The sequence below is a fragment of the Micromonospora sp. NPDC047707 genome (genome assembly GCF_040704235.1).
Taxonomy (GTDB): Bacteria; Actinomycetota; Actinomycetes; order Mycobacteriales; family Micromonosporaceae; genus Micromonospora.
In genome coordinates, this window is the sequence record NZ_JBEYSU010000008.1 from 98153 (window position 1) to 110784 (window position 12632).

At 73.0% G+C, this 12632-nt stretch carries 10 protein-coding genes; 3 read left to right on the forward strand and 7 right to left on the reverse strand.

What is annotated here, in order from left to right:
- Positions 1-10 precede the first annotated feature (10 nt).
- The 4 genes from AB0873_RS11715 to AB0873_RS11730 form a co-directional block, all read right to left on the reverse strand.
- Complete coding sequence (locus tag AB0873_RS11715) at positions 11-406, reverse strand: roadblock/LC7 domain-containing protein (protein WP_155331591.1); 396 nt, start codon at positions 404-406, stop codon at positions 11-13.
- A 17-nt stretch (positions 407-423) separates the two neighbouring features.
- Positions 424-2874, reverse strand: coding sequence for a nitrate- and nitrite sensing domain-containing protein (locus AB0873_RS11720; protein WP_366599629.1), 2451 nt, complete (start codon positions 2872-2874; stop codon positions 424-426).
- A 189-nt stretch (positions 2875-3063) separates the two neighbouring features.
- Positions 3064-3528, reverse strand: a complete 465-nt coding sequence (locus AB0873_RS11725; RefSeq protein ID WP_366599630.1) for a helix-turn-helix transcriptional regulator — start codon at positions 3526-3528, stop codon at positions 3064-3066.
- Positions 3529-3787: 259 nt separating this feature from the next.
- Entirely contained in the window at positions 3788-5071 is a 1284-nt protein-coding gene (locus tag AB0873_RS11730; protein ID WP_366599631.1) for a cytochrome P450, read from the reverse strand.
- 549 nt (positions 5072-5620) lie between these two features.
- On the opposite strand from AB0873_RS11730, the gene AB0873_RS11735 reads away from it, so the two are divergent.
- The 3 genes from AB0873_RS11735 to AB0873_RS11745 are packed head-to-tail and all read left to right on the forward strand — an operon-like array spanning position 5621 to position 8810.
- Complete coding sequence (locus AB0873_RS11735; protein ID WP_366599632.1) at positions 5621-6922, forward strand: DUF1800 domain-containing protein; 1302 nt, start codon at positions 5621-5623, stop codon at positions 6920-6922.
- Between the two features lie 15 nt (positions 6923-6937).
- Positions 6938-8230 (forward strand): DUF1501 domain-containing protein, encoded by a 1293-nt coding sequence (locus AB0873_RS11740; protein ID WP_366599633.1) that lies wholly within the window; start codon positions 6938-6940, stop codon positions 8228-8230.
- 28 nt (positions 8231-8258) lie between these two features.
- Positions 8259-8810, forward strand: a complete 552-nt coding sequence (locus AB0873_RS11745; RefSeq protein ID WP_366599634.1) for a DUF5872 domain-containing protein — start codon at positions 8259-8261, stop codon at positions 8808-8810.
- Between the two features lie 103 nt (positions 8811-8913).
- Here AB0873_RS11745 and AB0873_RS11750 read toward each other — a convergent pair whose 3' ends face one another.
- From AB0873_RS11750 to AB0873_RS11760, 3 genes are all read right to left on the reverse strand, one after another.
- The gene (locus AB0873_RS11750) at positions 8914-10500 is read right to left on the reverse strand and encodes a beta-N-acetylhexosaminidase (protein WP_366599635.1); all 1587 of its coding nucleotides are present in this window, start codon (positions 10498-10500) and stop codon (positions 8914-8916) included.
- 144 nt (positions 10501-10644) lie between these two features.
- Positions 10645-12150, reverse strand: a complete 1506-nt coding sequence (locus AB0873_RS11755; RefSeq protein WP_366599636.1) for a tripartite tricarboxylate transporter permease — start codon at positions 12148-12150, stop codon at positions 10645-10647.
- Positions 12151-12170: 20 nt separating this feature from the next.
- A complete protein-coding gene (locus AB0873_RS11760; RefSeq protein ID WP_366599637.1) occupies positions 12171-12632 on the reverse strand; it encodes a tripartite tricarboxylate transporter TctB family protein in 462 nt (153 codons plus the stop codon).

Here is a 12632-nt window from a genome sequence, read left to right on the forward strand (position 1 = left end):
CGCCGGGGTGTCAGCGGCTGCGGCTGAGCGCCGCCGGGGTCAGCGCGTCGCCGATGCGGTTCGCCAGCTCGGTCATCTCGTAGGAGACCTTGCCGACATCGCACCGCGGGTCGGCGAGCACGAGCAGGGAGGCGCCGTCGTTGAAGGCCATGGAGAACATGAAGCCGCCCTCCAGCTGGGTGACGTTGGAGATCACCGCGCCCGCGCCGAAGAACGCCGCCGCGCCGCGCAGGAGGCTCACCAGCCCGCTGCCGGTCGCCGCCAGCTGGTCGGCCCGGTCCGGCGGAAGGCCGCGGGTGGCGGCCACCATGAGGCCGTCGCTGGAGATGGCGATCGCATGGCTGACCTCGGTGGCGCGCTCGGCGAAGGCGTCCAGCAGCCAGCCGAGATCCTGTTGGTCGGTCACGTGCACTCCCTGTCGGATCAGTTGTTGACCAGGTTGGGCCGGCGGCCGGCGACTCCCCGCGCGTACGCGGCCATCGCGCTGGCCACCTGGGTCGGGTCGCGGTACTCGGAGCGCTGCTGGGGCACCGTGACGCCGCCCGGCACCAGCAGCCGTTGCGGCTGCCGCCGGGGCAGGCCGGAGGAGGTGGTGTCGGTGACCTCTGGCGGATGGGCACGGGCGGCCGTGCGCCAGGCGTCGTCGGCGGGGCTCGCCCACGGTGTCCCGTTGGCGCCGTCGGGGCGGTCGGCCTGGAACCACTGGTTCGTCTGCTGGAAGATGCGGAGCTCCTCGGTCGGCGCGTCGCCCCGCCCGGGCGGCGTCGGCGCGGGCCGGAAGACCGGCGCCGCCGGCAGCACCCGGTCGCTCACCGCTCTCCCGGCCTGCGGCTGTGGGCCTGGCCGGTGGGCCGGCGGCGCGACGGCGGCCCGCGCCGCGCGCCGGGACGGTCGAGCGGGTGTGAGCAGGAACTCCTCCGGCGGCATCGGCCGGATCATCGTTCCCGGGAGCGCCGCCTCGGCGATGGTGCCGCGGCGGGGACCGGGGCGGAGTTGGACGGCCACGCCCAGCCGCGCCGCGAGTTGCCCCACGACGACCAGCCCCATCGCCCGCACGGCGGCGACGTCGATGGCGGGCGGGCGGGCGAGCAGGTCGTTGAGCTGCTGGCGACGTTGCGGGGACAGCCCCACGCCCTCGTCGCTGATCTGGACGATCACCCGGTCGCCCAGGCTGCGTCCGGTCACCCACGTCTCGGTGTCCGGCGGGGAGTACCCGGTGGCGTTGTCCATCAGCTCGGCCAGCAGGTGCACGATCTCGTCGACGGTCCCGGCCGCGACCGCGACGTCACCGTCGACCATGCCGAGGCGGATTCTCGCGTAGTGCTCGATCTGGCTCTGCGCGGCCTGGAGCACGTGTTGCAGCGGTACGTCGTGCCGCCGCACCCGCCCGACGCCGACCCCGCCGAGCACCAGCAGGCTGGCGTTGATCCGCCCCATGCGGGTGGCCAGGTTGTCCAGCGTGTACAGCTGGTGCAGCCGCTCGGGGTCGGTCTCGTCCTGCTCGACCTTGTCGACCTGGGCGAGCACCGCGTCGACCAGCCGCTGCTCCCGGCGGCTGAGGTGGATGAAGATGTCGGCGGTGTTGGCCCGCATGACGGCCTGCTCGGCCGCGGTACGCACGGCCGCCCGGTGCACCGCGCTGAACGCCTCCCCCACCTCGCCGATCTCGTCGTCGCTGGACGGTTCCAGGGCGTCGGCGGCCTGCCGGCGGGCCAGGTCGTCCGGGTCCACCGAGGAGCTGTCCGGCTGCTGGAGGCGGGCCACGACCTGCGGCAGCCGCTCGAAGGCGACCTGGTTCGCGGCATCCCGCAGCCGGTGCAGCCGCCGGGTGATCTGCCGCGCCACCGCCCAGGTGACCAGCGCGGTGAGCAGCAGGGCCACCAGTGCGGCGGCGGCCTCCACGACCGTGCGTCGGCGTTGGTCCGCGTGCGCGGCCCGGATGTCGTCGAGCACCGCCGCGTCGACCCGGTGGCGCAGCTCGGCCAGGCGGACGGTCCACTGCTGGGTCGCGGCGACCCAGGTGCCGAGGTCCAGCCGGAGCCGGCTCCCGGACCGGGTTCTGGACACCTCGTCCTGCATCCGTTGCAGCAGCAGGGCGTCCTCGCCGCTGCCGGCCTGCGCCCACCAGCCCCGCCAGTCGGGCCGGGCGAGCGCGAGGAAGGACAGGCTGGACTCGGTGAAGCCCGCCCGGGCGGCGGTGATGTCCTGCTGCACGGCGGGGGTCAGCTGATCGGCCGCGACCGCCCGCAGGACGGCGACCTGCTGCTGGCCGACCGCCTCGGCGGCCTTGGACAGCGCCGCGGAGGCCCGGATGCCGTCCGCGATCGAAGGGTTGACCACCCCGAGGGTGACGCTCTCGCGCAGGCTGAACAGGTCGGCGATGGCGATCCGGTAGCTGAAGGTCATCGCCGACACCGAGGCGTGTTCCGCCGTCCGCACCTGCGCACGTAACGGCGGCAGGCCGGCCAGGGCCGCGTCGACCCGCAGCAGGACGGCCTGGTCGGTGGCGGGCGCGGCGGGCATCCGCGCCCGTTGCCGCTGGTAGCGGGCGACGGCGTCGTCGGTCGCGGCGGTGACGTCGGCGAAGGCCTCCTGCTGCTCGGGCGCGCCCCGGGTCAGCAGGTCGGCGGCGGCGATGCGCTCGTGCTGCAACCGGTGGGCCAGGTCGCCGGCCTCGGCGCCGAGTTGTGCCAGGAGCCCGAGATCGCTCGCGCGGGTGGTCTGGCGGGCGCTCTCGGTCAGTGCCAGCCCGGCGAAGCCCATCACCGCGACCAGCGGGGCCGCCACGATCAGCCGCAGCCGGCCGGCTATCTTCCAGCCGCGGCGGCGCGTCGGGTAGGGTCGGGCCGCGTGGGACCTCGTGCTCGACGCCAAGAGTGACTCCTGCACTTCATCTACGAAGGTTTGTGTGCAGATTGCCGTTTGCACGTCTCATTGCGCCGGAACCTGTGCTCGGAGACCAGACCTGACGGTGGTACAAACAGCCCGTACCAGCATCTGTACCCAGAGTCAGGCAGCGCTGAAGGAAAGCTTCCCCAGGTCCGGTGTGCTCCCGGGCGAGGGTCAGCGCTGGTCGGCCGACCGGCGCGGCGGCCCGCCGGTTTCCGGCTGGCCGAGCACCTGGCCGATCAGCTCCCGCAACTCGTCGATGGCGGCCGCCACGACCGCCTCCGGGTTGCGCGCGTCCCGCAGGTGGACCGGCGCGGCACCGTCCGGGTCCGCCCGCGGTGTCTCCCCGGCCCGGGGCCCGCGCCGACCATCCGCGGCCAACTGCTCGGCCGCGACCTGCGGCCACAACGCCGCCAGCCGGCCCCCGGTGCCGAGCACCTCGTCGCAGCGGACGGCGAACTCCTGACTGCCGTACCGGCGGCCGGACTCGACCGCGGCGACCGTCTCCCGGCTGAACCGGACCCGCTCCGCCAGCGCCCGCTGGGTCAGCCCCTGCCGGGTCCGCCAGCCGCGCAGTTCGGAGCGGAACCGATGGCTGGCGTCGCAGGGTGCGGCGCTCGACGGTGGCGTGCGGTCCATGTGCTCACCTTCACGACGCCGGCTCGGCATCGGCGTCAGACCGAGGTTGGGCGATGACTGGGCGTTCGCAGGGGACAATTCTTAACCCACGGATCAACGGGTGTGAAGACGTGACTGCGCTGAGTGTTCGCCCGGCGGGGGTGGACGGTCGCTCGGGACGACCCGGCGGATCCGGTGCGGACGGTGCGTGCCCGCAGGCCGGCGGCGGTCGCCCGATCCGGCCCGGTCGCCCGGTCGACGCCCCGTGCGGCAGCATGCGTCAGGCCGCCGGCCGCTCGACGCCGGACGCCGTCCGGCTGCCGGACGGCCGTGCCGTGTCGATGACCACCGGCAGGCCGCGGTGCGCGCGGAAGGCGAGGTTGGGCTGGTACGAACGGCGGTGGCCGGTCGCCAGCCGCAGGCCGGGAAGGGCCGCGGCGAGCCGGTCCAGCGCGATCCCGGCCTCCAGTCGAGCGAGTGCGGCGCCGATGCAGAAGTGCGGCCCGTGCCCGAAGGAGAGGTGGTCGCTGGCGTCGGGCCGGGCGGGGTCGAACCGGTCCGCACGGGCGAACACCGCCGGGTCCCGGTTCGCCGCGCCGATCAGCAGCAGGCAGCGCGCCCCCGCCGGGATGGTGACCCCGCCCATGAGGACCGGTCGGGTGGTCACCCGCAGCCAACCGTCGATGGCGGGCGCGTACCGCAACGTCTCGGTGAGGAACCCGGGAATCAGCCCCGGGTCGTCGGTCAGCGCCCGCCACCGGCCCGGACTGGACAGCGCCTGGTCCAGCGCGTGGGCGAGCAGCCCGGCCGTGGTCTCGTGCCCCGCCACCAGGAGGTTGAACACGATGCTCGACACCTCGGCCACGGTGAGCACCTCGTCGTCACCGTCGCGGTACGCCAGCAACCGGCCGACGTGGTCGTCGCCGTACCGGCCGCCGTCGAGCCGGTGGCCGACGAACTGCTGGCAGTAGCGCCAGAACTCCAGCAGCCCCTGCGCCAGCCGAACCTGTTCGGCCGGGTCCGGCCTCCCCCAGATCAGCGCGATCTGGCCGTCCGCCCAGGCCCGGACCCGCCCGATGTCCCCCTCCGGCACGCCGAGGATGTCGAGCAGGACCAGCAGGGGCAGCTCGGTGGTGAAGTCCGGGACGAGGTCGGCCCGGCCGCCGTCCCGGGCGACGAGCCGGGACACCAGTTCGTCGACCCGGCGCCGCACGATCGCGCCGTACCGCCGCTCCACCCGGTCCGGGGTGTTGGCGAAGGTCGCCCGCAGCGCCCGCCGGGTCCGGGGGTGCACCGGCGGGTCGGCGGCGGCCGTCGTGGGCGGCGCGTCGATCCGCATGACGACGTCCATCGCCTCCGGGCAGACGTCGTAGACCGGCGCGAGGGTGAGCGCGTTGCCGAAGGCCCCGGCGTCGCTCAGCGCCCGGCGCACGTCCGCGTGTCTGGTGATCAACCACAGCCCCAGCTCCTCGTCGTGACGCACCCCGCCGGGCGCGTCGAGGAGCTGCCGCCAGACCTGCGCCGGATCGGCGAGATACGCACCGGCGAACGGATTCAACCGCATGACCGCCTCCTGACTGTCGAATACCGGATTCGACGCAGCATCCGGACGGTCCTGATCGCCGCCGGACACGTTCACGGTGCGCGAACGACGGAATCAAGTCAAGAATTGTCCTTGTCGATGGTTTTCGATTGGGAATTGCGACTCCGTGACATTGCGCATTCCTTGCCCACCTGCAAGTTGCGGTCCGCCGCTTGCGTGGTGAAACCATTCTTGAACAGCGCAAACGACTCAGCAACCCGGGGTGCGCGCCAGCGCCCGAACACCGCAGTCGGTTCCACCCGCAACGGTCCGGGTGTCACCGAGAGGCGGACCTGTCCACGGCCTCTCGTTGCCATTCGCGGCCCCGACGGCGCGGCCACGCCCGCATCGCATTCCGGGGACGCGCGCGTCCATTGTCTCGGCCGCATCCGCCGCTGCCATTGTCGGGAACAAGCTCCGGCAATACTCCACGGCGTCTGTCGGGCCGGCACGCGGGGCAACGACCGGAGCGACCTCGCCCGAACCTTGTCCTTACCTGACTCGAACATCGGCGGACTAGCGTTGCTGCACATGACTGAGCGGGAAGCCGTCGCACATCTGCTGCGTCGCGCCACCTTCGGCCCGACGGCCGAGGAGGTGGACGCGGCGGAGCGGGCCGGCGTGGCGGCCACTCTGGACTCACTGCTCGCCCCGCCCGGCGCCGACCGGGGAACGGCAGCGCCCCCGCTACCCGCGCTGGGCCCGGACCCGTACGCGGAACTGGCCGACAACCCGACCCGCGAGCAGCGGCAGGCGGCCAACCGGGAGCGACGCGAGCAGGTGCTGCGGCTGTCCGGCTGGTGGCTGGACCGGATGGTCGCCGCCGACGACCAGGCGGGCGAGAAGTTGCTGTTCTTCTGGCACGGCCACTGGGCGACCAGCGTACGCAAGGTCCGGTCCGCGCCGCTGATGCTGCGGCACCTGGAAACGCTACGCCGGCACGGGCGCGGTCCGCTGGACGCGCTGGTGACCGCGATGGTGCGCGATCCCGCCCTGATCCTTTGGTTGGACGGCCACCGGAACACCCGGAAGGCGCCGAACGAGAACCTGGCCCGCGAGCTGATGGAGCTCTTCACGCTCGGCATCGGCGGCGGCTACACCGAGACGGATGTGCGGGAGGGCGCCCGGGCGCTCACCGGCTGGGTGGTGGACCGCCGCAGCGGGGCGGCCCGGTTCACCCCGCGCCGGCACGACCCGGGGCCGAAGACCATCCTCGGGGTCACCGGCGACCTCGACGCCACGGCGTACGCCCGGCTGCTGGCCAGCCGTCCGGAGGCCGCGCGGTTCGTCGCGAGCCGGCTGTGGTTCCGGTACGCCGGCCCGCAGGTGCCCGCACCGGCCGACCTCGCCGGCCCGGACACCGTCGGTACGCTGCGCCGGGTGTTCACCGCGCCAGCCTTCGCGCAGACCCCGGGCACCCTCGTCAAGCAGCCCGTCGAGTGGCTGGTCGGGGCGCTACGACAGCTCGGCGTCCGCCCCTCCACCCTGCCGGAGCAGCGACGCCGGCAGCTGCTCGCCGGCTTGGAGGCGATGGACCAGGTACCCCTGCGCCCGCCGAGTGTCGGCGGTTGGCCGGCGGGCGGCGCCTGGTTGACCACCTCGTCGTTGCAGGCTCGACTCCGCTCGGCGAACCTGCTGGCCGCCGTCGCCGCCCCCGCCGCGCTGGACCGTCTCGCCGCCGCGCCGCCGGACGGCCGGCTCGACGCGCTCGCCCGGCTGCTCGTCGTGGACCGCTGGAGCGACCGCACCCGGGCCGCCCTGACGCCGCTGGCCGGTGCGCCACGGCAGCTGCTGGCCGCCGGCCTGGTCAGTCCCGAATACACCGTCAGCTGAGCCGGAGGAAGCCCGATGGACGCCCTGACCCGACGACGGTTCCTCCTGGCGAGCGGGGTGGTCGGCGCGACCGCGCTCGCGGCCGGCGCCGCCGCGTACCGCCTGGACGACCTGTTCGCCACCGCCGGCGACCGCGACCCGGACGCCGCCACGCTGGTCCTGGTCACCCTGTACGGCGGCAACGACGGTCTCAACACGGTCGTCCCGTACGCCGATCCGGCGTACCACGACGCCCGTCCCGAACTGGCCTACTCCGCCGAGCAGGTGAAGCGGCTGGACGACACGGTGGGCCTCAACCCGGCGCTGGGCGGGCTGCACCGCCTGCACGGCGAGGGCCGGCTCGCGGTGGTCCGGGGTGTCGGCTACCCGAAGCCGGACCGCAGCCACTTCCGGTCGATGGACATCTGGCACACCGCCCAGCCGGCGCGCCCCGGCACCACCGGGTGGCTCGGTCGGTGGCTGGACCGCGCCGGCGGCGACCCCCGACTCGCGGTGTCGTTCGAGCCGGCCCTGCCCCCGCTGCTCGCCGGTGAGCGCGCGGCGGGTGCCTCGGTGCCGGTGACCGAGCGGAAGGCGGCGCGCGGCCTGCCCGAGCCGGTCCTCGCCGCGCTCGCCGCCACCGAATCGGGCGAATCGGCGGCCCGGGCCCGGGCCGCCGCCTGCTTCGCGGACCTGCTGTCGGTCGACGAGATGGTGCGCACGGTGCACGACGCCGCCGGCACCGACGAGCCGGAGGCGGACGGCGAGGCCGGCCCCGCCACCGCGACCGGAGGTGCCCGCACTCCGCTCGACGCCCAGCTCGACCTCGTCGCGCAGTGCGTCGAGGCCGGGGTGATGACCCGGGTCTTCTCGGTTTCCCTCGGCGGCTTCGACACGCACGCCGACGAGAAGCAGTTGCAGGAGGTGCTGCTCGGCCAGGTGGACCGCGCGGTGACCGCCTTTGTGGACCGGATGGCGCGGAGCGGGGCCGGCCGGAAGGTCGTGGTGGCCGTGTACTCCGAGTTCGGGCGCCGGGTGCGTGCCAACGCCTCCGACGGCACCGACCACGGCACCGCCTCCGACGTGCTGCTGCTCGGGTCGGCGGTGCGCGGCGGAGTGTACGGCGAGGCACCCAGCCTCACCGACCTGGACGACGGGGACCTCACGTTCACCACCGACTTTCGGGACGTCTACGCCACCCTGCTGGAGCAGGTTCTCAAGACCGACCCGGTGCGGTGCTGGCTGGCTGGCGTGGCCGGCTGGCCGGCGTCGTGTGACCGTGCGGCCCGACCGGACCGGCACGGTCTCCCGACGGGGCATCGCACATGAATCGACCATCGGTGGGTAACGGTCGGCGATGGCACGGTATACCAAGCCCGATCTCCGGGAGCAGATCAAGGAAGAGATCAAGGCATCGGACAAGGGCGGCCGGCCCGGACAGTGGTCGGCCCGCAAGTCGCAGCTGCTCACCCAGGAGTACAAACGGCGCGGCGGTGGCTTCCAAGGCCCGAAGGACGAGCGGCAGAAGTCGCTGCAGCGGTGGGGCAGCGAGAACTGGCAGACCAAGGAAGGCGACACCCGGGCGCGGCGGGACGGCGAGACCCGCCGCTACCTTCCGGAGCAGGCCTGGAAGCGGCTCTCACCCGAGGAGCGACGCGCGACCGACGCCAGGAAGCGCAGGGAGTCGAGGTCGGGCCGGCAGTACGTGCCCAACACCGGGCCGGCCAAGCGTGCCCGCCGGAACGCCACGTCCGCGGGGAGGCTGTCCGAGCTGACGGTCGCCGAGGCGAGCAAGCTCGTCCACGGCCTGGACACCCGCCAGCTCAAGGCGGCCCTGGAGCGGGAACGCGGCGGCAAGGCCCGCAAGACCCTGATCCAGCGGCTCCAGTCGGAGCTCAACCGCCGCTGACCGGGCGGTCGGGGGTGCCGCGCCCGCGACCCGTGACGACGAACTCGACCCGACCGGCGACCCGGGTCCGGGTCGCGGGGGGCCCGGACCCCCGGCTCACCGGTCACGACCACGACACCTGGGGGGACGGGTAGAAGTCCACCTCCTGCAGGCGCCACCGCGGCGCCTGCGCCCCCAGTCGGGTCCGGAACGACTCCCAGTCGTGGCTGGCCGCCGGCGACCAGCCGAGTTCGGCGATCGCGGGCAGGCGCGGGAAGGCCATGTACTCGATGTCGTCCAGGCTGCGCAGCGTCTCCGACCACAGCGGCGCCTCGACGCCGAGGATCGCGTCTTCGCCGACGCCCGTCACGCGGTGCGCCGGGTCCCAGCCGTACGCGTCGCGCACCTCGATGTAGCCGGCCCACCGCAGGCCCAGGCGGGTGGTGGCGTCGTACTTCATGTCGAGGTAGGCCTTGCTCGCCGGCGACATGATCACCTTGTTGCCCCGGGCGGCGGCCTCGACCAGCACGTCGTCGGTCGTGCCGGTACCCCAGAACTGGGCCACGACGTCGGTCGGCGGGTCCACCTGCACGATCTCGTTCCAGCCCGAGGTGCGCTTGCCGTACTTCGCGACGAGCGGCAGCACGCGCTCCATGAACGTGCGGTAGTCCTCGTCCGTGGTCGCGTGCGCCTCGTCGCCGCCGATGTGCAGGAACGGCCCGGGCGTGATCGCCGCGACCTCGCGGATGACGTCCTCGACGAACCGGTAGGTCAACTCGTCGTCGATGCACAGGGAGCTGTAGCCGACCGCCATGTCCGTACGGGGCGGCGGCGCGATTCCGTCGCAGTTGAGTTCGGCGTACGTCGACTGGGCGGCGTTGGTGTGCCCCGGCATGTCGATCTCGGGAACGATCGTGATGTGCCGCTCGGCGGCGTGGGCCACCACGGCCTGGTAGTCGGCCTTGGTTAGGTACCCGGGCCCGGCACCGTCGACGCCGGTGCCCGGACCGCCGCCGACGGTGGCGAGCCGGGGCCAGGAGTCGATCTGGATCCGCCAGCCCTGGTCGTCGGTGAGATGGAGGTGCAGATAGTTGATCTTGTACTGGCTCAGCAGGTCCACGTACGCCGTGATCTCGTCGACGGTGTGGAAGTGTCGAGCCAGGTCGAGCATCGCCCCCCGGTACGCGAAGCGCGGATAGTCCACGATCCGCCCGCCGGGCACCGACCAGGTGACCCGCTGCCGTTCGGACGCCTCGATCCGGGCGGGCAGCAGTTGCCGCAGCGTCTGCGCGCCGGCGAACAGCCCGGCCGCGGTGTTCGCCCGGATCGTCACGCCCCGGCGGGTGACGTCGAGCTGGTATCCCTCCGGGCCGACGCGCCCGTCCGCGCCCTCCATGACCAGGGCGATCTCCGGCAGCGGCGTCGAGCGGACCGGCAGTACCGGCAGCGGGTAGCCGGTCGCGGGGCGCAGCGTCTCGGCGAGTTGCCGCCCCACCCGCCGGGCGGGGACCGAGCCGGGCGACGTGCGGATGACGGTGTGCGGGCCGAGCGTGAACGTGCCCCGGGCGTCGGGGCGGGTCTCGACGGGCGCGGGGACCACATCGCTCAACCGCCGGACCGGGGCGGCCACGGCCGGGGCCACCGGGAGGACGAACGGCAGTCCGAGTACGGCCACGGCCAGCAGGCGGGTCATGGTGTTTCGCCGACGCACGAGTACCTCCAGGGTCGCGGCAATCGATACAGGTCGATCGAACAGCACGCTACCCGCGCGGGGCACATCCTGTAAACCTTCCTTACAGTAAGGTCTCCGAACGTCCGCCGGGTGGGCGCGACCCGGCGTCCGGTCGGGATTCGCCTACTCCTCCTCGGCGAACACGACGTCGCGGCGCTTGCGGATCGTCGGGAGAAGGGCGACGACGAGCGCTGCCACGGTCAGGGCCAGCAGCACCGCGGAGATCGGTCGGGTCAGGAAGACCGACGAGTCGCCGCGGGAGATGATGAGCGCGCGCCGCAGGTTCTCCTCCAGCAGCGGTCCGAGGACGAAGCCGAGCAGCAGGGGTGCCGGTTCGCAGCCGCACTTGATCAGGATGTACCCCAGCAGCCCGAAGAACACGATCGCGTAGACGTCGTACGGGTTGAAGCTCAGCGAGTAGGTGCCGATCGCGGCGAACAGAATGATCATGGGGAACAGCACCCGGTACGGGATGCGCAGCATGCGCACCCAGACGCCGATCAGCGGCAGGTTCAGCAGCACGAGGAGCACGTTGCCGATCCACATCGACGCGATCAGGCCCCAGAACAGCGCCGGCTCGTCGGCGAGGACGTTCGGGCCGGGGGTGATGCCGTGCACGATGAACGCGCCGACCATCAGCGCCATCACCGGATGGGCGGGCAGGCCCAGGGTCAGCAGCGGGATGAACGACGTCTGCGCGGCGGCGTTGTTCGCCGACTCGGGGCCGGCGACGCCCTCGATCGCGCCGCGACCGAACTCCTGCTGCCGCTTCGAGATCCGCTTCTCCACCGCGTAGGAGGTGAACGAGGCCAGCACGTGGCCACCGCCGGGCAGCACGCCCAGCGCGGCGCCGAGACCGGTGCCCCGCAGGATCGGGCCGGCGATCCGGCGCCGGTCCTCGCGGGTCGGCCAGAGGTTCCGCACCTTGCCGACGATGGCCGTGCGGCCCTGCTCGTTCTCCAGGTTGCGCAGGATCTCCGCCACCCCGAACATGCCGACGGCCACCGACACGAAATCGATGCCGCCGTACAACTCGCGCTGGTCGAAGACGAACCGGGGCGTGCCGGTGTAGATGTCCTGACCGACCGCGCCGAACAGGACGCCGAGCGCGATCATCGCCAGCGCCTTGAGCACCGAGCCACGCGCCAGCGCGATCGACACGATCAGGCCGAGCAACACCAGCGAGAAGTAGTCCGCCGGGCCGAACTGCAACGCGACGCGGGCCAGCGGTGGGGCCGCGACGGCCAGCACAATCGTGGCCAGGGTGCCCGCGACGAAGGACCCGATCGCGGCGGCGGCCAGCGCCGGCCCGGCCCGACCCTGCCGGGCCATCTCGTGACCGTCGAGCGCGGTGACCGCCGCCGACGACTCACCGGGCAGGTTGATCAGGATGGCCGTCGTCGAGCCGCCGTACTGTGCGCCGTAGTAGATGCCGGCCAGCATGATCAGCGCCGTCACCGGCTCGAAGTTGAACGTGATCGGCAGCAGCATCGCCACCGTCGCCGTCGGTCCGATGCCGGGCAGCACGCCGACCGCCGTGCCGAGCAGCACGCCCACGAAACAGTAGAGGACGTTCTGGACCAGGAAGGCGGTCGAGAAGCCCAGCACGAGGTTGTCGAGAAGGTCCATGCCTCAATCCGGGTGGCGCGTCAGAACGACAGCCAGGGACCCCACAGCGGGATCCGCAACTGGAGGCCGACGACGAAGATGAGCGTGCTGGCCACGGTCAACCCGGCGGCCACGACCACGGCCGTGCGCAGTCGCACCTGTCGGCTGGCCAGGGTGGAGAGGAGGGCGGTCACCGCCGCCGTGGGCACGAACCCGAGCTTCCGGAAGCTGTACCCGAAGAACACGACCGCGACCACGATGACGGCGACCGCCCGCCAGGGCACCACCCCGAACGGGAGCGCCTCGCCGGCGACGAGCCCCTTGCCGACGATCGTCAGGCCGAGGGCGGCCAGGATCACGCCGAGCACCAGCGGGAAGTAGCCGGGACCCATCCGCAGCGGGGTGCCCAGCTCGTAGCTGAGCGACCCCACCACGAATGCGCCGCCGACGAGGACGAAGATTCCTCCGGCCAGAACGTCCGGAAGGGACCGTCGGCGTTCCAC